The following is a 21,357-nucleotide window of genomic DNA, read 5'->3' as shown; positions in this document are numbered from 1 at the left end:
CCGAATCCTATGCTTCGCATGCCTCAAACGGCACATCAATTGAATGACAATAATACCTCATTTCCTGACAGGGCGCGGCACTCACATTTGCACCGGCATTCAGTCAAGGCCTTTTTCAGGTTCAGGCAACGCCCGTTCGAAACTTTCGATTTTGGCGGGATCACCTTTTCCCTTGTATCTCGGATAGGCAGGGTAGGGATAAACCGGTCGCGAAAAGGTCGCGGGCCGTGCTCCGTCGCCGGAATTCGCCCCTTCGCCGACATGCGACGCTATCATCATGTCGGGAGGGGACGCCTTTTCCACCCAATTTTCGAGGTAAGCTATGTAGTCGACCTGATCGGCGCCGGGACCGCCAGAACAATGATCGACACCGGGTAACAGGAACAGCCTCGCAAATTCGCCGGCCTTGTCCGCTCCGCCGGCCAGCCGCTGCACCTTCCTGTAATAATCAATGACTGTCTCGGGCATGGAGACGTCGCCCAATCCCATATAGATTATCATCTTGCCGCCCGCTTCCGCAAAGCGCGTCAGGTCTGGATTGCTGCTGTCGTAAAGCGACTGCATCACGTCCAGTCTCTTATAGTCTTCAGCGAAATTGAACTGCTGGACTGTCCAGTTAGCGGGGCGCGGCGGATCGGAAAAAAGATCGCCCAGCCCGTTGCGCGTAAGGGGAAACATATATGGAAGCTGCCCCTTGGCGTCGTCGAGATAATATTTCGCCCAGAGCCGCTCCGCTCCCGGCAAAGCTCCGCCCCCTGAAATTGAGCGACCCGCGGCATCGACCGGCCCGGAATAGATTTTCTCGGCTGCCTGCACCTGCGCTGCGCTGAGACAGCCAGACACCTGCCCCGCCCGGCAGGCGAGTTTGGATGGCCTGAACCTGCATTGTTGCGGTCGGGAGACCAGCCCATCCCGTATCCCGTCGTCCAGATCGCATTCGGCGAGCGACGCCCGGTTGAGCAGGTCGAGGTCCGCTCGCCGCAATATCATGCGGCCCTCCGCATCCCGATTGGCCAGCGCGCTCCAGGCGAACATCACATAGAGGTCGGAAAGCCGGATCGGAGGCGCGCCCGCGATGATCCCGTTATAGTCCCACGGAAATTTCTGCGCTTCCTGAAGAGCCTGCCGCCCTCCGGTCGAACAGCCCGAGAAATAGGCTTTCGTCGGCCCCCGACCATAATAGGCCGCGACGATGGCTTTGGCGGAAACGGTCACGACGTGCGTCGCGCGATAGCCCCAGTTGATGAGAGCCTGCGGGTTGCCACGCGCCCATTGCGAATCCAGTCCAGCGCCCTTGTGGCCCATGTCGGTGATGAGGCACGCATAGCCTCTCGCGATCGCTGGCGCGCAGGCTTCATCGTTCATGAATCCGGCGTGCCCTCCGGAACCCATCTGGATGAATTTTTCATTCCAGCCAGTCTCCGGCAGGAAAAGCCGGAAACCGACCTGAGGCGCGGCATAGCCCTCCACCACACAGAGATTCCCTGCCCCCTTCGCTGGACTGTTTCGACGAGCGTCCAGAATTTGCGAAGGCGCGTCGTCGAGCGTCGAAAGGTCGAGCTGTTTCAGAGCGGCGCATTGCTCCGCTCCGCGCGTTTCGACAACGGGGTGGAGCGAAGTTTGTGCGTCGGGCTTCGCCGACGCTGCCAACGGGATCGCCATCAGGGCAATCGCGAATTGCGTGTGCAACAGCCTCTTCATCGTCACATCACTCTCCCCGACCCATAAGCGGTCCCGCTGGCCCCTGCCCGGCGCTGCCCTAAAAGTGCGTCGTGATTCCGGACACGACATTATATGCGTCATCGACGACCAGCATCGAAGTCCATCTGTCGAACGTCGTGCAGGGATGCGAAATGCCGAGCGCCACCATGTCGCCTATCGCAAGGCTGACTTCAGCCGGAAAAGCCAGATGCGCGTGCTGGTCGTTGATGGACACGATCTCGCAGGACACGGGCATCTCCTGCATGCTGGAAGCAGACCCTGGTCTGAACGACTTCAGCGCCCTTGGCGGGCCTGCGTCATGCCCGAAGTCGCGCCTTCCCGCTCCCAATATCGCGCGTCCGGCTTCGGGCAGCGATATGACATAGGCCCAGACTTCGATCGCGGAATCCAGCGCCGGCCCGCATTGATGGTTGATCTGCTGCCGGGTCAGTCTTGCTGGCTGATGCCGTTCATAAATACCCGAGTCATGCGTGATGTAGCAGCCGCTTCTGATGATCGTGCGGCTTGGCTTTGACAGCGCCAGAGATCGAAAGGAGTCGGCAACGATGTCGAAAAGCGCCGAACCGCCGGCGGTCAGAATGATTTCTTCACCGCCAAAAAGTCCGCGACCGTCGACGGCCTGAACCACGGATGCGATATAATTCAGAAACTGGTCGGTCAGGAGTTGCGCCTCTTCCGCAGGAAGATACTGGCGAAGGCCTTCAAATCCCGCGATCCCGCTCAGCCGCAATTGAGGATATTCGCCGATCGCCGATGCAGTAGCGAGCGCATCTTCGATAGTGCGGCAACCGGCTCGGCCTCCGGCATAGCCGACTTCCAGAAGCAGGTTGATAGGGCGGAGCAATTTGCCTCTCGCGGCCGCGTCCGCCCATCGCTCGACATGCGTGGGGGAATCGACAAAGCAGTAGAAATCGACATCTTCGTTGTCCGTCAGGAACTTCACGACGAAATCCAGGTCGCGAGGCCCGACCAGTTCATTAGCCAGAAGGAACCTTGTCACGCCAGCAGCATGACCCACCCGCAACTGATGCACCGTGGAAAGCGTAATTCCCCACACCCCGTCATCGAGCTGCATCGCGAATATCTCGGGGCTGAGCGTGGTCTTCCCATGGGGGGCAAGTTCAACGCCCGCTTCCCGCACATAATCCATCATGGCCTGCCGGTTACGGTCGATCGCAGATTTCCGGATGATGGCGACGGGTAAAGGCACATCTTCACGAAGGATGTTCCAGCCCTGCTTCGACAGTTGAGCCACTTCGATCGGCTCGGACAGATGCGGCAAACCCTTGGTGATCGCGTCGAGTTTTCTGGATGAGAGGGTGGACATTATTTTCTCCATGTATGTCCCGCTCACCATATGGTATTTGTTCCTAATTGGCAACTAATGTTCCATATCAGAACATTTGTGCCGGGTAGCGATGTGAGCGATCTTCCCACAGTAAAGGCGATACACCAAACGGCCCTTGCCTTTCGCTGGATCGCTCCGCCAGGCATGCGGGCTGTCTTCATCCCGAGCGTGAATAATGTCCGCGAATAAACTGATTTGGCCATTCCGCCGCTGCGACGATATTGACTGAATAGACCATATCCCTCATTTGCAGACAATGACCAAAGTCGTCGGCATCGTCCTTTACGATCATTTCCAGCTTCTCGATGCGTCCGGCCCTATCGCGGCGTTTGAAATTGCGAACGAGATGGTGCCTGGAGCTTATCGCCTGATCACCATTTCGATCCATGGCGGGCGCGTCGGAAGCTCGTCAGGGCTTGGGGTCGACAGCATCAGTTTCGATGAAGTGGACCGGCTCGACACGGTGCTTGTCGTCGGAGGCAGTGGCGGGCCGGAAGTAGAAAAATGCCCTGAGAGCATGGCCTTCCTGCGAAAATGCGCAGCGCAGGCCCACCATCTCTGCAGCGTGTGTTCGGGCGCGTTCCTGCTCGCGGCGGCGGGCGTGCTGGAGGGCCGGCGTGTCACGACGCACTGGCGTCTGGCCGACGAACTTCAAAAACGTTACCCCCAACTCAAGGTCGAAGTAGACCGCATCTATGTGCGCGACGGCTCCATCTGGACGTCCGGTGGTGTCAGCGCCGGTATAGACCTCGCGCTTGCACTGATTGCGGACGATCTTGGCGAACAGGTCGCGCGGCAGGTGGCGCAGGACATGGTGGTCTATTATCGCCGCCCTGGAGGCCAGTCGCAATTTTCGGCCTTGGCCGAACTGAGTGGCGAGGAGTCCATATTTTCATCGCTGCTCGAATGGATACGCAGCCATTTGTCCGAACGGCTGACCGTCGAACAAATGGCCGATCATGTCGCCATGAGTCCGCGGAATTTTTCCCGAGCGTTCGCACGCGCCATCGGCGTCAGCCCTGCCAAGGCTGTTGAGCGGCTTCGACTGGAGGCTGCCCGCGAACGCGTAGAGAATTCCCGGGAACCCATCGAACAGGTCGCCGCCGCGACAGGATTTAGCGATCCCGAACGGATGCGCCGCGCGTTCATCCGTGCCTTCGGGCAGCCACCGCAGGGTCTCCGGCGCGCGCGGCATCGGGAACAGACCGACGCCTGACCGCGCAAATCCGGTCAGCCTCCCTGGCCTCGCCATTGCAGGCCCGGTTCAGCAATTCGTGCAGAGAATTGCCGCGCTGGACCTGCAATGGCAAGCTGGTGAACCGGTTCAGAAGCGCGCCTTGAGCATGACATAGCCCGAACGGGGCTGGATGGGCGCTACGACCGGAGAGAGATATTCATATGTATCGAAGCCGCGCTTTCCGCCCAGATTCATGCCGGACACCGTGATGGTATACCGACCGAAATCATAGGATGCCTGAGCATCAATGACGGCATAGCCCGGCACCGTTCCGCCGCCAGCCGCGACTGTCGGCAGCCATGTCTCGCGGCTGCTGAACGCGGTTACGCCGGCGCCGAAGGACAGACCGTGCAGCGGCCCGTTCAACACACGGTAATGCGCTGCGATACGCCCGCTATGCTTGGGCACCCGCGCCAGCCTGTTCCCTACGAGCGGCGATACCGTCAACGGCGGCGACGGAGGCACATCCTTTGTGACTTCGGCGTCGGTGTAGGCATAGTTGGCAAGGATCGACAGAGCGCGGATCGGTTCCCACGTGATGTCAGCTTCGAACCCGCGCGAGCGCTGCTCACCCACCTGAACCGCCGCGAGGAATCCCTGCTCAGGATCGGGCACGGCGACATTCTGACGCGTCAGCTTATACGCTGCTATGGTCCCCCACAGCCCTGCCTTGGGAAGCGCCAGCTTCAGGCCGCCTTCCAGGCTGGTCGATGTTTCGGGCTTTGGCTTATCCGCGCCGAAGAATGAAAACGCGCCACGGAACCCTGTTGCGTAGCCCGCGAACAGCGCCACGCCGGGCTTGATGTCGAATGTCGCGCCGACGCGGGGATTGAAATGATTGTAGGTGGCATCAATCGCCCCCACCCGCCGCCATTTCAGATGCGTGTATCGCAGCGAACCCGACAGATGCAGCGGACCATAGGTTGCCTGGTCCTGCACATAGGCTGCTGTCGTTTCGAACTTGTCCGTCTGCCCCTGAAGGAAAGCTGGGGTCGGCCCGAAAGCGTTATTGTAGACGGGGTTCGCGAGGTCGATCTCCCCTATCGGCACAAAGGTGCCCAAAGGCGAGAAGTTGAAATACATGGCGATAGTGTTGCGCGTGTGATCGTAGTTCGCGCCCACGAGCAGTTCATGCTGACCACCCAACATTTCCTTGTTGACCAGCAGGTTGGCGTCGGCCGTGGCTTCCTTGACCCGGTTCGGCAGGAATATGGGGAAGATATAATAGGTAGTCGGCTGACCGACAGGATCGGGCTGACCATAATCGGGCGACACGAAGCTGCCATACTCGTCGTAATTGTTATAAAAATAGCGGCCCGTGACCGTCAATCGCACATCGTCGCTGAACTCGTGCCGGAATTCGCCCGAGACCAGTTTGTTGACGATCGTGCTGCGCGGCTGGCCGACGGGCGCGCCCGGAAAGGCATAGCGATCAATCTGTCCGCTCTGCGCCTGCGCCGCCGGCAGACCCGAATATTCGAGCTGGGAGCGGCGATCATATCGTCCCTGCAACAGCAACTGGGTCTGGTCCCCCAGCTTGAATGACAGGCTCGGCTGGATCGACCAGCGATAGCCCTTCGCCTTGTCTATCCAGCTTTCGTTATGCTGATATTCCGCGGTAACACGCGCCGCGATATTGTCGCTCAGCGGCACATTGATGTCGGCATAGGGGTTATAGGTTGACCAGCTTCCGCCACGGATAGCGACATAACCCGCGAATTTATCCTGCGGTCGCACCGATACGACGTTGATAAGGCCGCCCAAAGGCGCGCCCGCCCCGCCGCCATAAACCGTGGAGGTCGGCCCTTTGACAACCTCAACCCGCTCCACGCCGATAAGGCTCGTGGGGTCCGCCATCGCATTGATGGTGTATGCAGGCAGGCCATCCTGGAAAATTTCCGCCGCGAACCCCCGGATAAGCGGCTGGGCCAGTGCGGATTCCTCCGGCTTGGTGGGAACGACGCCGGACACGTTCACGAGCGCATCGGCCAGAGAGCGGCGGTCCTGATCGCGGATCAGCGAACTGTTCAGAACCTGAACCGACTGGGGAACGTTGATCAATGGCGTGTTGGTGCGGGTCGCCGATCCGCCCTCATGCGATGTGTAGCCATCGCGCCGTCCAGTGACCACGATTGTCCCCGCACCCCAGCTATTGGCGTTCTCGTCCTTGTCGGCCTGCGCCTGAGCGTAACCCGCATGGGTGAGGAAGGTCGTTCCGAGCGCCAGAGCGAGGCTCAATCGAACCCCGTTCCGTGCAGAAAAGAATCTCGGCCGAAGATCTTCGTAGCGATATGACATTTGCGTTCCCCTCGTTAACTGGCCCCATTCATTCATTGCGGCTGAAACGGGCAGAGACTGCCGCGTTACCGCTACTCAAATCGCACGGAGTCCTGCCGCCCTCTCTGGAGCGTCACCAACTCCGCCGCCGACACATTTCCAATATAGTCATACGGTTGCTCACCAGGACGGCAGGTCATCCGCCCGGCAATGCAACCGCCATCATTTCCGCCCTTGTCGAGCTGTCTCCTGCACGCCGCTGACGAAATCGGACAGCATTTCGCGTGCAATCCCGAGCACCTCGGCGGGCGCCTCATCGGGCGTCCCGCTGTGCAACGGCGGGTTTGGCGCATATTCGGCAAAAAGCTGCGCTGCCTGCGCGGCGGCCAGCGGACGGAGCCGCATGACCAGCGCCAGAGCGAAATCGAGGCCCGCCGACACGCCCGCACCCGTCACCCGATTGCGATCGAAAACGACGCGCTCATCCACTTCTGTCGCGCCGAACTCCTTGAGCAGAGGCCGCCCGATCCAATGCGATGTCGCCCGATAGCCGCGCAGCAGCCCCGCGTGCCCCAGCAGGAGCGACCCCGTGCACACGCTCGTCACCCATTTCGCGCGGGAGCCACGGTCTGCCAGAAAGGCAATCAGCCTGTCGTCCCGCATCGCCGCCAGCGTGCCGCTGCTGCCGCCGCCGACGAGCAATATGTCCAGATCCCTGGGACAGGTTTCAAACGTGGCGGTCGGCAGGATCGCCAGCCCGTTTCCGCATTGCACCGGATCAAGATTGTGCGAGACGAACTGGATGTCCGCTCCAAGAAGCTTGGAGAGGAAATAATGCGGCCCGATAACATCGAGCGCCGTCATATGATCATATATGACGATGCCGATTTTCTCCGAGCCTTTCCAGTCGGGCGGGATGATGTCCATTTTCGTCTCCGGCTTGCCTTGTCCGCCTGCTGAAATCGGTGCTGCTCTTGCCGCCCCTCCGGCCAGAACCGGTGCGAGAAGGGCAAGCAGCGTTGCGGTGCGGCGATCGATGTTAATCATGTGATCCTGCGTGGCTGAATGATGAGCCGGGACGCTCATCTTCTGAAATCCCGGCTCTCATTTTGCTTTCATTTCTCGGAGTCGACGGCCTTGAAGCTCGACGCACTGTTCGGATCGCCCGACCCCTTATACTGCGCCCGCAGGGGGAAGGGATAAACCGGGCGCGTGAACTTCGCCTTGGTCATATCCAACGGCTGTGAGAACATCGGGTCCATCGGATTGTCGGAGAAGAAAGCGCCGATCATCACGTCGGGAGCCTTCCCCTGATCGACCCACTTGTCGAGATGCTCGAGATAATCCACCGACCATGCACCGACGCCGCCGAAGCAGTGGTCCGCGCCCGGCACCATGAAGAGCCGGAGGAAATCCTGCGTATTGGCACGCCCGCCCATCGTTTTCTCGACAGTCTGGTAATAGTCGATCGTGGTGAGGGGCGACGGCCCGCCGTCGGACCATCCGTGATAGAAGATCATCTTTCCGCCCGCCGCCTTGAACGCGCGCAGGTCGGGATTATCGGCCTGCATCAGGGACTGGATCAGACCCATCCGCTTGTAATCGGAGTTGACGTCGAAATCCGCGAACTTCCAGGTCGGGCCGGGATTGGGGACGAAGGCCATATACTTGAAGAATTCCTCGAAGAAGGTCTTCTTCATCAAGGGGTTGTCGGCCATGCCCAGCAGACTTACTTCCGATCCCGGCAGGTGGGCGCGGTCGCCGACGCGATCTCCGGATGCGGATTTACGCTCGGAATAGAACGCCACCGCCGCTTCGGCCTGCTCGGACGTGAGGCAGCCGGTCGTCGCGTTGGACTTGCACACATAGTCGCGCGGATTGAACTTGCACTGCCGCGCGTCGCCGATGAGGCCATCCTTGACGCCATCGTTCATGTCGCATTTGGCAATCACGGCGTTGCTGAGGAACTCGATGCCTTTCGCGTCGAACAGCGCCTTGCCGCTGGCGCTATAGAGATACTGCGACCTGAAGGCGAAGTTCAGCACGATGTCGGGATAGCTGATGCCGGGAGCGCCAGCGATGATCCCGTCGAAATCCCACGGAAAGCGCTCGGCCTCAACCATGGCCTGACGCCCGCCGCACGAACAGCCGTGAAAATAGGATCTGTCGGGCTTGCGGCCATAATAGGCGTTCACGATCGCCTTGCCGGCGAGCGCGGTGACATGCGTGGACCGATAAGCAAAGTCGATAACCGCCTGCGGATTGTTATAGGCCCATTCGGCGCCCTCGCCTTCCTGACCCTTGTGCCCCATATCGGTGGTTATGCACGCATAACCCTTCCGGAGGGGGTCTTCGCACAGCACGATGAAAGCCGTCGTGCCGCAAAAGCCGCCGCACCCGATCTCCAGGAACTTGCCGTTCCAGTGTTCGGCCGGCAACCACATCAAGATGCCGACCTGCGGCGCTATGTTGCCCGCGACTTCACAATATTGCGGCTTGTTCGACGACGCGTCGATCAATTTTGCCGACAGAATATGGGTGGGAGCATCCGGAACCTGCGACAGGTCCGTATCTTTCAACCCTTCGCATTTGATCCCCAGCGGCGTCGTTGCCTTCTGCACGGACATGTCGTGCGCTGCCCTGGCATCGCCGGGATTCAATGCGAGGGAAGCGAGGCAGATCATCGCAAAGGCGAAGAATTGCCCCATTTTCCAAATGAAACTTCTCATCAAAATTTCTTTCCTCTGCTCCGTTGTCAACGGCCGAAATCGCAGGCGCCCTGAAAAGATTATACGGCGCCTATTGCTACATCATGCGCCACTAACGCCCGCGCAAAAATGACATAGATCCCTCATTTTCGGACGCGCCAAGGCGCACGCCAGATGTCAGAACCACGTCCGTATTCCGATCACGAATTTGGCGCGATTTGCGTCTTCTCCGCCCGCGCGGGCCAAACGGGCAGTCCGGCCGACAAGTCCTTCATATTCAAAGCCAAAATAGGGCGCGAACTCGGGCACAAATTCATATCGCAGCCGCAACCCTGCTTCTACTGAGGAGAGACCGGCGCCGACATCGACCGACCGCACATCCTGCGCGGCCAAATTGACCTCAACACTCGGTTGCAGAATCAGCCGGTTGGTAATGCGCTGGTCATATTCAGCCTCGACCCGCGCGGTCAGGTCGCCGCGATCGGACAGGAACAGGGCGGCATTGACGTCAAACAAATAAGGGGCGAGACCCTCGATGCCTACCGCAAGATGCGCGCGGTCCGGCTTTGGCCGAATGTCGTAGCGGACGCCTGCCTGAATATTGAACCAGGGGTCCAGCGCACGGCTCCATAGCGCCTGCACTTCAGCGGACTCTATCGCCTTGCCTGCAGCCCCTTCCCCGCGAAATTTGGTCCAGAGCCGGTTATAGTCGCCGCCATACCAAGCGTCTCCTTCCCAGGAATATCCGTCCCGCCCCTTCTGAGCGGCATATTCCAGCCGGTCGATCAGGATCTTGCCTGTGTTCATGAAGCCGTGCTCGGCGTAGACCGAGCGACGCGCCGGCTCCATGGCTCCGGCGCCCCAAACTGCATCGGCGGCATATTCGGGACCGCTCAAAGCCGCGGCTGAAGGACCGGCGTGCGGCGGCGTCACCGCTTCTGCCTGCGGAGTGCAATGCCCCATCGCGGCATGCTCGGGCGGGCACTGTGCGTCGCCTTCTGTCATCGGCATCGACATGGCGTGATCGGCGTGCGGGCTGGAATCGGTCATGGCCTGCTGCGCGCTAACCGGGGCCGATGCGAAGAGCGCGGACAACAGGATAAACTTGCGCATCACGCCGCCTCCCCGTCATCCATCGGCCGCACCTTCACGACATTCATCATGCCTGCATGCATATGGTAGAGCAGGTGGCAGTGGAGCGGCCAGTCTCCGGGTGCATCGGCGGTGAGATCGAAGCTGGCGATGCCGCCCGGCATCACATTGACCGTGTGCTTGATCGGATGGCCATGATCCTGTCCGGTGACCAGTTCGAAGAAGTGGCCATGGATATGAATCGGATGATTCATCATGGTATCGTTGATGAGGTTCACCCTGACGCGCTCGTCGCGCTCAAGGCGGATAGGCTCGGCGCCCTCGTTCATCTTCCGACCGTCGAAAGACCACATGAAACGGCCCATATTCCCGGTCAGGTGGATGTCGATGGTTCGGGTGGGCGGTCGCTTGTCATGAAAAGGCACGAGCGGCGCCAGATCATGATAGGTCAGCACCCGGTGCGGCTCTTTTTCCAGCCCGAGGGGACGGTCGCCGGTCCGGTCGACCGGCATCGCGGAAACCATATCGACGCCGACGCCAACTTTGACAGTGGGCGGCATCAGTGATTTTTCGCGCATGCCATGGTGCATGGGCGCCGCCGGCTGGCCCGGCTTGCAATGCCCCATCGCGGCGTGTTCGGGCGGACAGGCCGCGCCGCCCATGGCGGGTGCGCCGGTCCCGCCCATGTCCATTCCGGACATATCCATGCCCCCCATGCCCATATCGCGCATCGACAGGGTGGGACGCTTACGCAAGGGCGGGATCGCGGCGGTCATTCCGACCCGCGGCGCGAGCGTCGCCCGCCCCATGCCCGAACGGTCGATCGCTTCGGCAATCAGGCTGTAGGCTTGATCCGATGTCGGTTCGACGATGACGTCGTAGGTCTCGGCGACCGAAATCTGGAATTCGTCCGTCTCGACCGGACGCACGGGCTGGCCGTCCGCCAGAACGACCGTCATCGGCAGGCCGGGAATGCGCACATTGAAGATCGTCATCGCCGACGCATTGATGAAGCGTAGCCGCACCCGCTCTCCCGGCCGGAACAGGCCCGTCCAGTTCTCATTCGGCCCATGACCGTTGATGAGGAAGCTGTAGGTGGAACCGTTGACGTCCGAAATATCGGCCGGGTCCATCCGCATCTTGCTCCAGCTAATGCGTTCGGCCACGCTCATTTCGCCGGTCGTCGCCGTCTGCTTCTGGCGATTGAAATAAGCGTCCTTCTGCTTGAGCTTCGTTATCACCTGGTGGGGATGCAGAAAGGTCCAGTCCGACAGGACGATCACATGCTCGCGGTCATAGGCCGCCGGCTCCGCGCCCGCGGGGTCGATGACGAGGGGACCGTAATGCCCCACCTGTTCCTGCAGGCCCGAATGGGAATGATACCAGTAGGTGCCTGACTGTCTGATGGGGAATTCATAGGTGAATGTCGTGCCCGGCCTGATGCCGGGAAAGCTGATTCCGGGCACGCCGTCCATCTGGAATGGCACGATCAGTCCGTGCCAGTGGATTGACGTATCCTCGTCCAGGGTGTTCTCGACATGAAGCCGCACGGTCTGCCCTTCGCGCAGACGAATGAGCGGTGCGGGCAGCACGCCGTTGATCGTGATCGCGTGCCCCGTGCGGCCGCCCACGCTGAACCGGTCATGGGCAACGCGCAGCCTTATATCCTCGCCCGCAAGCGTTGGCATGTCGGCGCGCAGGCCCGCCGACCCGGTCGTGGCCCAGGCGGGAAATTTCATATCGAACCCCAGGCCGGCGAGGCCCAAGGCTCCGGCGCGCAGCAGGCTGCGTCGCCCCAAAGTCGTGTCGTTCATGATAAATCCTGTCTTGCGACACGCGCAGCCGCCAAAGCCACGCTTGCCGTACCAATCGCGACCATTCACACGGTCGCTGCTCGGCTTCGATCAGGACAGGCGCGGAGGCGGCGTTTCGCGCTCGAGCAGGGCGTCGCCCAGCGAGGAAGCCTCCGGAACAGGCGTGACCGCAACGGATAATTTGATCCGCGCCGCAAGCTGCGGTTTGGCGACATCTTCGGCGGCGCAGGCGCCCACGCAGTGACATTGTTTGGGCGTTACGTGCTGGCTATCGTGCTTCCCCTCGCAGGGGCTGGTCATCTGGCTGGAGTTGGTCGAAGCCGCGCAGCCAGCCGCCATCGCCATGGGCGCAAAAAGCATGCCGCACGCCAGCGCAAGGCCCAGCAGCCATTGCGATAAACCGGCTCGCCTCCCGGCGATTCCGTGCCGGTTACGGCGCATAGTGCTTGTGGCGGGCTTCATCCCCATGATCTTCCGATATATCACCATAAAATTGTAGCATTCAAGCCGATATACCATCGGACCGACGCGGATGACTGGCCTGCGCATTGTTCGTCTCGCTCCATCCACGCCTTCCACCCCAAGAACCCCGGCCACGGCTCAAATTATCAGAGAACCGCGCTTTCCCGCACTTCCGCATGCCTTAGAACCCGTCCGGGGCGAGCGGCTGTCAGAGCGCCTTTGTCAAGGACGGCTTCGCCATTGACGAAAACCGCCTGAATGCCGTCCGCAGGCGCGGTCGGGTCGTCGAAGGTCGCACGGTCGATGATCTTTTCCGGATCGAGCAGGACGAGGTCGGCAAAAGCGCCCTCGCTGATCGTGCCCCGCCCTTCCAGATGGAACTTCCGGGCCGTAAGACCCGTCATGCGATGGATCGCCATTTCCAGCGAAAAGAGACCCCGGTCCCGCGCATAATGCCCGAGGACACGCGGGAACGTGCCCCAGAGCCGCGGATGCGGAAAATGGTCATGCGGCATGCCATCCGATCCGATCATCGCCAGATCATGTTTGAGCACACGATCCACATCGGCCTGATCCATCATGTAATAGACCGCGCCGCCGGGACTTAAGCGCTGCATCGCTTCATGCTCTGTCACGCCCCATTCCGCCGCGACATCCGCCAGTTCCCGGCCGACCATTTCAGGATGGGGTTTTGAACGGGTCAGCCGCACACGATATGACTTGTCGGCAAGATCCTGCAAAAGCACCGTTGAACCCGCCTCATAAGGATAGACGTCGAAGCTGACGTCCTGCTCCTGGGCGGCGCGTTCGATCCGTTTGAGCGTTTCGGTGGTGCGTCCGAAATTGCGCTTGCCCATGCATTTGTGGTGCGAAATGATGAGCGGCACATTGGCCTGCCGCGCTGTTTCAAAACTTTCTTCCAGCGATGCGTCTATCTCGTCCGCCTCATCGCGCATATGCGTGGTGTAGACCGCTTGCGACCCTTCCAGAGCCTGAAGCACCGCAACCACCTCTTCCGCCGGCGCAGCCCGGCTGGAGGGGTAGAAAAGACCCGTGCTGAAGCCGACCGCTCCGGCCTCGATGGCTTCCCGCAGCAGGCGACGCATCTCGGCGATTTCGCCTGCGGTCGCGGGCCGATCAATATCCGTCATGGCCGCGATGCGCAGCGTCGAATGCCCCACCATCGGTGCGGTGTTCACGGCGGCGGGCTTTTCTTCCAGCGCGGTCATATAGTCGGCAAAAGTTTCATACCGGAACGCGAGAGGATCGTCGGCGGCGATCAGATCGAGCGGGGACGGCGGACTTTTCGATACCAGCGGCGCCAGACTGATGCCGCAATTTCCGGTCACGACGGTGGTCACGCCCTGCGTGACTTTCGGAGCCATGCCCGGATCGCGGAGAAGCGCATTGTCATCATGGGAATGCGCGTCGATAAACCCTGGGCACAGAACGAGACCTTCGGCGTCGCGCTGCTCGATCCCCGCATATTCGCTTCGGTCCGCCAGATTGCCGATCGCGCCAATGCGGTCGCCGACGATAAGGATATCGGCGCGATAGCGATCCTTGCCGGAACCGTCGATGATGGAGGCGTTGCGAATGATCATCTGGTGCATATGGATACCCTGAAGAGTCGTCGTGATATGGGCGGAATGGACCGCCCGTTCCGTAGATTGGGGTCGATGGCTGCCACGCCCTACCGGATGCGGCTGGCTGTGATGCCGCTGGCCACGAGCAGACCGACGACGAGATAGAGCACGAGGGAAAAGTTCTGATTGGAGGCATCGAGCACTGCCCCGATCAGCAGCGGTGAAACGAAGCCGGCGATCTGGGCGCCTGTGTTGATGACCCCGAACGACCTGCCGACCGCCGTCACCGGGACGAGCAACAGGGGTAAACTGAAAAGGTTGCTCAGGCCCATGCTCAGCATCAGAAATGTTACGGTCATGAACGCCACGGCGATGCCGCCGTTCGATGCGACCGCTGCAGCATATGTGCTCGCGGCAGAGGTGATGAAGCAAAGCAGGACGAGAATATTGCGCCGGCCAACGAACAGTCGGTCGCCGGCGTAGCCGCCCAGAAGATAACCGAGCGCACCCGCCGCATAGGGCACCGATGCAAACATGCCCATTTCGGCAATGCCAAACCCGCGTGCCTTGAGCAGATAGGTCGGCAGCCAGTTCTGCAAGCCCCAGTTGACGCAGCTTGCGATGAACGTCGTCGCCAGGCACCAGCGCATCTGCGAGGAGCCAAGCACGGTTTTCCACGCGGATTCCCCGCTGCCGCCAATATCTTTCCGCTCGGCCTGATGTTTCGCCGGGGCCAATTCGGGGGACCGGCCCAGCACCCTGTAAACGGCCAGCGCCAGCAGAAAGCCGGGTGCGAGCAGGCTCAAAAATGCTCCGCGCCATCCCCAGTGCAGGACAATCGTCGTGACGAACGCCGGGGCGGCGGCGCTGCCGAGCAGCGTCGCGGAAAGAACGACCCCATTCGTTCTCCCGATCTGCTCGCGGGGAAAAACTGAGGCAATCGTCTTGGACACACCGGCAGGCGCCGGTCCCTCGCTCAGGCCGAAAAGCACCCGGACCACGATCATCGCCGCCAGCGAATGCACAAGCCCCGTCATGCCCGTGAAGATGGTCCACAGAATGACCGCGGTCAGGAGCAGACGGGCCGGACCAAATCTGTCGGCCAGAATGCCCGCTGGAATTTGCATCAGGGCGTAGCCGAAGAAAAAGGCGCTGAGCACCGATCCCGCAGCGACCGATGACAGGCCGAATTCAGCACTGATGAAGGGAATGGCCGTGGCCATGACCGCCCGGTCGAGATAGGTCAGAAAATGAGAGGCGAACAGGAGCGAGATCACGAACCCCTTGTTGAGGTTCGAGGGCGCACTGGCCGCGCTCGCTGGGCTGGATGGAGCTGCGTTGCTCATTCGGAATCAAGCTTTCCCTTGGGAATGATCGGCAGCACGATGTAGGATGGATAGCGCGGCCCGTGATGAATGGTCTGCGTGGCGATTACTGCATCGGCAGCATTGACGAGGCCGATATTGTCGGCTCCGTTATTCAGATTGCGCAGATAATAGGGATAGTAGCTGCTCTGGACGTCAATCCGGATGCGATGCCCCTTCCTGAAAACGCTTCCGGTCACGCGCCAGAAGTCGATCATATATTCATAGACTTGATCCGGAACGATCTCGCTGAGCCGGGCGGCGTTGAAAGCCCCTCCCTTTTCCGGGTCACGGTTGCGGGCGCGCATCACCCCTTCGGCAAGAAGAGCGGCATGGCCATCGGGATCGACATCGACCAGATGCACGATCCAGTCGGTGTCCCTGGCTGAGGTAGAAGCGAAGAACCGGAACTTGATCGGTCCGACGACCGCAGTATCCCGGTCGAGCGGCGGCGTCGTGTAGGCCAGCACGCTCTTGTCCGCCTCGGCCTCCCGCACATCGAGCGCCCCGTCCTCGATATTCCCACCCTTGTAAGGCGACAAGGTGGGATGGGCGGGATCGTAAATATAGCTGTCGGACCCGCCCTTACGGGGTGGCGATTTCGCCAGCACGCCGTCGCCGGACGCCGTATTCGCGCTGCCGCCGCTCGTCAGGTAGAATTTCTTCCATTGCGTGCCGGGCAGCGGCCAATCATTTGCGCTGAGCCATTTGTTGAGGCCCATGACGAACACGGAGACGGACGGCTCACGATCTATGCCGTTGTCGACACCCTTCAGATAATGGTCGAACCAGCGCAACATATAGGCGTCGAGGTCCAGAGCCGCTTGAGGACCGTAATCGACATTTCCGACTTTGCTGACCGATGTGGTCGCATGCGGCCAAGGACCGATAATCAGCTTGGGCGATTTCGCCTCCGGCGTCGCGCCATAGCGCTTCATGCCGATATAGTTCATCGCGGCACCCGGCTGATCCTCGTCGAACCAGCCCGCGACATTCAGCGATGGAACCGTGATTTTAGACCAGCTCTCCGCGCCGGTATAGCCGATGGCTTTGAAATACGCGCTGGATGAAAGGTTGCTGCGGATGACTTTCTCGAACCATGGGGCATCCAGCATGCCTCGTTGACGGTTGATTTCGAGATAGGGCGTGTGCAGGAAATCCTGCGACCGCCTTGGCCTGAATCCGCAATAAGGCTCGGACCCGATGATCTGCATCACGCGGCCCGACAGGCACGCCGACACGTCGAGAAAGACGCCTTTGAGCAGTCCTTGCTGATAGGGCAGATTGTCCATCGGATCTGGCGGCGACATGATAGGGGCGATCGCCTTGAGTGCAGGATGAGCCTGCGACGCGGTCCACCATTGCGTCCATCCTACATAGGATACGCCAATCATGCCGACGCGCGCGTTCGTCCATCCCTGCTTCGATATCCAGTCGACCAGATCGTAGCCGTCGCTTTTGTGCTTCGGGTCGAACGGGTCCCACTGCCCGTCTGAATCATAACGACCGCGCATGTCCGCAAGGATCACGGCATAGCCGCGCGCCGCATACCACCGCGCCTGCTTGATGCGCTCGGCGTCTCCCTTGGCATAGGGAATGATCGACAGCAGTGCGGGGACCGCCACATCGACGTTCGGCCGATAAATGTCCACGGAAAGCGCGACGCCGTCGCGCATCGGCACCTTCTGGCCGCGCAATTCGACAAGATGCTGAGCGTTCTCCCCGGCAATGGGCGCAGACATTTGCGCCAGCGCCGGAGACACGCCCGCGCATGCAAGAAGAAGGGGGAGGCAAATAGTGATCTTCGATAGTCGCATTTTACCTCCTCCCTTCATCTTTTCGCTTTTGCCTAGAAGCTCTTCTCTACGGAAAAGCCGATCTGCCGCGGGCGGGCCTGAGGACGGATGCCCGAGAACTGAGGCGCCAGAATCCCGAGTTCGTCGGCGAGGTTTTTGCCGAATATCGAAATGCGATATCCGTTGAACTCCGCCCCTAGGCTGGCGTCGATCCAGGTGTGCTTCGGACCGATGTTGATGACATAGCCTACGCCGCTGTCGCGGTTGGTGTTCTGCTGACGGCCCTTCCAGGTTCCGTTGATGCTGAAGAAGCCATCGACGTCGGGCGCCCATTTGAAGTCATATTCGGCGTTCGCCATCAGCTCATATTTGGGCACGAAGTCGATCGGATCGCCGGGCAACAACGGAGAACTGGGAGACGTCTTCGTGAACTTGGTCCGGGGGACGTTTCCGCTGAAGCCCAACCGCAGATCGCGGACAGGAACGACATTGAGCGCCCATTCGACACCCTTGATGTTCGCGTCCCCGGCGTTCGCATAATAGCCATAACCATGGCCGGCGTTGTCAAACCGGAAGACCGATTGCACATTGCCGATATATTTGCCGGTATAATAGGCGAGGTCGAACGTAACCCTGCCATTCAGGAACGAGGATTTGAGACCCGCTTCATAGAAGCGTGCGCTTTCCGGGGCATAGGTGGGCGGCGCGCCGAAGGCAATCGAGGCCGGGATGTTGAAACCGCCACTGCGGAAGCCCGTTGCCGTGTTGGCGTAAAGGTTGATTTCCTTGGTCAGCTTATATTTCGCAAACGCCCGGTAGGTCGTCTTTTTGAACGTGCCCTTTACGTCGCCCGTTACTGCTCCGAAGCGATCGACATCCAGCCGGCTGCGGTCCTCGGTGAAGTAACGCAGGCCGCCGCCGATCTCCAGCTTGTCGAAGAACTCGTAGGATGCATCGCCGAATACAGCCTTGGCCTTCGACGGAATGCTGGCGTGATAACCGCCATAATTTTCGGTTACGAGGGGGACCGAAGGGTCGTCCGAAATCTTGAAATAGGTCGCGATCGGATTGTTCGAATGATATTTGGTCCTCGTGTCTTTGTAGTTGACGCCGATCACCCATTTGAACGGTCCGTTGCCGTTCGACGTCAACCGGAACTCCTGCGAGAAGCTGGTCTGCTTGCCGGGGTTTGGCGGGATCAGAACTTCCCAGCCACCGCCGGCGACGGTCGGATCGCCCTTGCCGGGAATGATCTGGGAAATCCAGCCGAACGAGTTGAACACGCGCAGGTTGAAATATGACGTTGAGCTCATCAGGCTCGCAAAGCCGAAGTCGTAACTCGCCGTCAGGTTATACAGTTCGAAATCGTTATACCCGTCGGTCGGATAATCGGGGAATACCGACTGCTGAAACAGGCTCTTGTCATATGGCTGAACGGACAGAAGATTTTGCCCGTCATAGTTCAGCCTGTGGATGTTGACCAGGCCGGTAAGCGTGAACTTATCCGATGGCTTATACAAGATCTTGATCCGTGCCTCACCCAGTTCATCGCTGTTGTAGTTGTCGACGCCCGTGCTGATGTTGTCGATCCAGCCGCCGTGCTTCTGATAGGTCGCCGCCGCCCGGACACCCAGGACATCGCTCACGATCGGGATATTCAGCATACCGGAGACTTCGCCGCTTTCCGCGCCGTGGCGGGTGGCGAAATAGGTGCCCTTGATGTTACCGCTGAAGGCGCTCAATTCCGGGTTTGCCGTGATATAACGAACCACGCCGCCGATCGACCCTTCGCCGAACAGAGTGCCCTGCGGACCCTTGAGGACTTCGACGCGGGCCAGATCGAGTGCCTGAACGGCAAGACCGGCGCCATCGCCGATACGAATGCCGCCCGAAAGGGGAGCTTCGTCAAGATAGGTGCCGACCAGCGCACTGTCGCCACGGAAGGTGCTGATCCCGCGGATGGACAGCAGGTTCTGACCCGGACTTACCGGATAGACGCTGAGAGACGGAACGGCGTTCGCTAGTTCCACAATATCCTTGATCCCGCGCTTCTCGAGATATTCGCCCGACACGGCGGAGATGCTCAGCGGAATGTCCCTGAGCTTTTCCTCGCGCTTCTGGGCGGTAACGACGATCTCCGCCGTCCCTTCGACCGCAGGCGTGGAAGCGTCCGCCGCCAATGCGGGCGAAGCGCAAAGAGCCGCAACGCTGACGCAGGCCAGCGCGAGGCTTTTGAATGCAAATCCGGAACGATCCAGCAAATATTCCTCAGTCGCTCCTGACGATGAACTACCCCTGATATTCAACATCTTCCTTCCCCTTCCGACTAAAAATCAATTTAATTCAAATTGTTATTATTTGACGACGAGCAGGCGCCACCGATCTCCCGTGTTCAAAACACTCCCCGTCCGGCGGCGTCCTCAATGGTCGCATGCATGCCCCGTTCGTAAATCTGCTCCAGCCACTCGCCGACCGCCGTCACCAGCTGCGGGTGTTTTCCCAAAGTACCGAAGAGAGCATCGACCGACAGGATGGGAGCTGGGTCGCCCCTCCCTTCCTGCGCCTTGCACGCCAGCAGACCGGCCAGAGGATGCATGACCTTGATGGGCGCGCCGCTCTCGTCATGCCCGGCCACGCGCCGGCACCAAGCAGCCAGACCGAGCGCCAGCAGGTCGATCGGCCGACCGAGGCTGAGGAGATCCCGGATCGGCTCCAGCAGATAATTGACCGGCGCATCGGTATTAACGCGCTGCGTCGTGTCCCTGATGGCCGGATTGGAAAACCGGTCGATGACCGTGCGCTTGTAGAGCGGAAGGTCCACGCCCGGCACCGGCATCAGGGTCGGTCCGGTCTCACGGTCCATGAGCGCCACCATGTAGCGGCGGATCAGCGGATCGCCGACAGCATCGCCGATCAGTTCATACCCACATAATTGACCGATGGCCGCGATGGCGAGGTGGCTGGTGTTCAACAGCCTCAGCTTCATCAGCTCATAGGGCGTGACGTCATCGACGAACTGGACGCCGACCTTCTCCCAAGCCGGACGCCCCGCAACAAAGTCATCCTCGACAACCCATTGGCGGAATATCTCGGCATGAAGCACCGCCCGATCGTTCAGCCCCGTCTCGGCGCAGAAGGCGGCGATTTCATCCTGGGTCGGAACCGGCGTGATCCGATCCACCATGGAATTGGGAAAGCTGGCATGATCCTCGATCCATCGGGCCAGATCGGGGTCCACGCGATTGGCGAATGCGAGCACCAGAGATTTCAGAACGTCGCCATTATGCTGGATGTTGTCGCAGCAAAGCGTCGTGAACGCGGGCAGCCCCAGCCGCCGCCGCCGCCGATACGCCTCAACCAATATCGCAGGCGCAGTCCGCGGGTGCCCGGAATCAACAAGGTCGGCGCGGACGGCGGGGCTTTCGAAATTCAGGGCTTTGGTAGCGGGATCGAGATGATAGCCATTCTCCGTCACCGTCAGGCTGACGATCCGGGTTTCTGGCGCGTCAATCGCCGCAAGCAATTCTGCAGTCGATTCCGAAGCGTCAATCACCTCGACGATCGAACCGATCACGACGCGATTTTCTCGCGCGCCCTCGCGCTCGACGAGAGTGTATAGCCCATCCTGTCCTGCCAGCGCATCCAGCAGAACCCTGTCGGAAGCACGCAGGCCCGCGCCCTTGATACCACATTGCAGCGCCGCATCATCGACGCCCATCAGATCGTGCGTGTAGCGGGCCATATGGGCACGGTGAAAGCCACCCAGACCGATGTGCACGATGCCATGAGAAACCCGGCGACAGTCAAAAGACGGAGCCGCGAAACCCACGGGCAGGGGCGGAAAATCGGCGCGGGACAGCGTAACCGGGCGCATGCAGATTCCTAGTTGCCGACCTTGCGATGACCACAAGATCACACATGCCCAGGTTCGCGGCGACGAACATTCTCGCT

At 60.4% G+C, this 21,357-nt stretch carries 14 protein-coding genes; 1 reads left to right on the top strand and 13 read right to left on the bottom strand.

Annotated elements, in window-relative coordinates; all coding sequences use genetic code 11:
- Positions 1-99: 99 nt before the first annotated feature.
- Together SAMIE_RS04085 and SAMIE_RS04080 are read right to left on the bottom strand one after the other, a co-directional pair.
- On the bottom strand, positions 100-1,701 hold the full coding sequence (locus SAMIE_RS04085; RefSeq protein WP_066698612.1) for a tannase/feruloyl esterase family alpha/beta hydrolase: 1,602 nt from the start codon (positions 1,699-1,701) through the stop codon (positions 100-102).
- A gap of 58 nt (positions 1,702-1,759) precedes the next feature.
- A complete protein-coding gene (locus tag SAMIE_RS04080; protein ID WP_066698614.1) occupies positions 1,760-3,049 on the bottom strand; it encodes an amino acid deaminase in 1,290 nt (429 codons plus the stop codon).
- Between the two features lie 277 nt (positions 3,050-3,326).
- Between SAMIE_RS04080 and SAMIE_RS04075 the strand changes: the two genes are divergently transcribed.
- On the top strand, positions 3,327-4,286 hold the full coding sequence (locus tag SAMIE_RS04075) for a GlxA family transcriptional regulator (protein ID WP_066698622.1): 960 nt from the start codon (positions 3,327-3,329) through the stop codon (positions 4,284-4,286).
- A 108-nt stretch (positions 4,287-4,394) separates the two neighbouring features.
- Here the strand turns inward: SAMIE_RS04075 and SAMIE_RS04070 are convergent, their stop codons facing one another.
- From SAMIE_RS04070 to SAMIE_RS04020, 11 genes are all read right to left on the bottom strand, one after another.
- A complete protein-coding gene (locus tag SAMIE_RS04070; RefSeq protein WP_066698624.1) occupies positions 4,395-6,545 on the bottom strand; it encodes a TonB-dependent siderophore receptor in 2,151 nt (716 codons plus the stop codon).
- A 261-nt stretch (positions 6,546-6,806) separates the two neighbouring features.
- On the bottom strand, positions 6,807-7,631 hold the full coding sequence (locus SAMIE_RS04065) for a DJ-1/PfpI family protein (protein ID WP_066699012.1): 825 nt from the start codon (positions 7,629-7,631) through the stop codon (positions 6,807-6,809).
- 68 nt (positions 7,632-7,699) lie between these two features.
- Positions 7,700-9,313, bottom strand: coding sequence for a tannase/feruloyl esterase family alpha/beta hydrolase (locus SAMIE_RS04060; protein ID WP_083952415.1), 1,614 nt, complete (start codon positions 9,311-9,313; stop codon positions 7,700-7,702).
- A 156-nt stretch (positions 9,314-9,469) separates the two neighbouring features.
- The gene (locus tag SAMIE_RS04055; protein ID WP_126516737.1) at positions 9,470-10,405 is read right to left on the bottom strand and encodes a copper resistance protein B; all 936 of its coding nucleotides are present in this window, start codon (positions 10,403-10,405) and stop codon (positions 9,470-9,472) included.
- Positions 10,405-12,198 (bottom strand): copper resistance system multicopper oxidase, encoded by a 1,794-nt coding sequence (locus SAMIE_RS04050; RefSeq protein ID WP_066698631.1) that lies wholly within the window; start codon positions 12,196-12,198, stop codon positions 10,405-10,407. The genes SAMIE_RS04055 and SAMIE_RS04050 overlap by 1 nt, the downstream gene beginning before the upstream one ends.
- A gap of 90 nt (positions 12,199-12,288) precedes the next feature.
- Positions 12,289-12,558 (bottom strand): hypothetical protein, encoded by a 270-nt coding sequence (locus SAMIE_RS04045; RefSeq protein WP_126516736.1) that lies wholly within the window; start codon positions 12,556-12,558, stop codon positions 12,289-12,291.
- Between the two features lie 248 nt (positions 12,559-12,806).
- The gene (locus SAMIE_RS04040; RefSeq protein ID WP_066698640.1) at positions 12,807-14,273 is read right to left on the bottom strand and encodes an N-acyl-D-amino-acid deacylase family protein; all 1,467 of its coding nucleotides are present in this window, start codon (positions 14,271-14,273) and stop codon (positions 12,807-12,809) included.
- Between the two features lie 80 nt (positions 14,274-14,353).
- Positions 14,354-15,592, bottom strand: a complete 1,239-nt coding sequence (locus SAMIE_RS04035) for an MFS transporter (RefSeq protein ID WP_066698643.1) — start codon at positions 15,590-15,592, stop codon at positions 14,354-14,356.
- Positions 15,589-17,352: a CocE/NonD family hydrolase gene (locus SAMIE_RS04030; protein WP_066698646.1), complete on the bottom strand. Its 1,764-nt coding sequence runs from the start codon at positions 17,350-17,352 to the stop codon at positions 15,589-15,591. Before SAMIE_RS04030 ends, SAMIE_RS04035 begins: the two co-directional genes overlap by 4 nt.
- A gap of 107 nt (positions 17,353-17,459) precedes the next feature.
- Positions 17,460-19,667, bottom strand: a complete 2,208-nt coding sequence (locus SAMIE_RS04025) for a TonB-dependent receptor (RefSeq protein ID WP_066698654.1) — start codon at positions 19,665-19,667, stop codon at positions 17,460-17,462.
- Between the two features lie 131 nt (positions 19,668-19,798).
- Positions 19,799-21,184, bottom strand: a complete 1,386-nt coding sequence (locus SAMIE_RS04020; RefSeq protein ID WP_232037367.1) for a mannitol dehydrogenase family protein — start codon at positions 21,182-21,184, stop codon at positions 19,799-19,801.
- Positions 21,185-21,357: the final 173 nt, after the last annotated feature.

The organism is Sphingobium amiense (assembly GCF_003967075.1).
GTDB lineage: Bacteria > Pseudomonadota > Alphaproteobacteria > Sphingomonadales > Sphingomonadaceae > Sphingobium > Sphingobium amiense.
This window is presented reverse-complemented; position numbering and strand designations above follow the sequence as displayed.

Excerpts from the sequence above, each read along its gene's own strand:
- SAMIE_RS04055 (WP_126516737.1), bottom strand. The coding sequence starts at position 10,405 with ATGCGCAAGTTTATCCTGTTGTCCGCGCTCTTCGCATCGGCCCCGGTT.
- SAMIE_RS04035 (WP_066698643.1), bottom strand. The coding sequence starts at position 15,592 with ATGAGCAACGCAGCTCCATCCAGCCCAGCGAGCGCGGCCAGTGCGCCC.
- SAMIE_RS04065 (WP_066699012.1), bottom strand. The coding sequence starts at position 7,631 with ATGATTAACATCGATCGCCGCACCGCAACGCTGCTTGCCCTTCTCGCA.
- SAMIE_RS04050 (WP_066698631.1), bottom strand. The coding sequence starts at position 12,198 with ATGAACGACACGACTTTGGGGCGACGCAGCCTGCTGCGCGCCGGAGCC.
- SAMIE_RS04075 (WP_066698622.1), top strand. The coding sequence starts at position 3,327 with ATGACCAAAGTCGTCGGCATCGTCCTTTACGATCATTTCCAGCTTCTC.
- SAMIE_RS04085 (WP_066698612.1), bottom strand. The coding sequence starts at position 1,701 with ATGAAGAGGCTGTTGCACACGCAATTCGCGATTGCCCTGATGGCGATC.
- SAMIE_RS04045 (WP_126516736.1), bottom strand. The coding sequence starts at position 12,558 with ATGCTTTTTGCGCCCATGGCGATGGCGGCTGGCTGCGCGGCTTCGACC.
- SAMIE_RS04040 (WP_066698640.1), bottom strand. The coding sequence starts at position 14,273 with ATGCACCAGATGATCATTCGCAACGCCTCCATCATCGACGGTTCCGGC.
- SAMIE_RS04030 (WP_066698646.1), bottom strand. The coding sequence starts at position 17,352 with ATGTCTGCGCCCATTGCCGGGGAGAACGCTCAGCATCTTGTCGAATTG.
- SAMIE_RS04060 (WP_083952415.1), bottom strand. The coding sequence starts at position 9,313 with ATGAGAAGTTTCATTTGGAAAATGGGGCAATTCTTCGCCTTTGCGATG.
- SAMIE_RS04080 (WP_066698614.1), bottom strand. The coding sequence starts at position 3,049 with ATGTCCACCCTCTCATCCAGAAAACTCGACGCGATCACCAAGGGTTTG.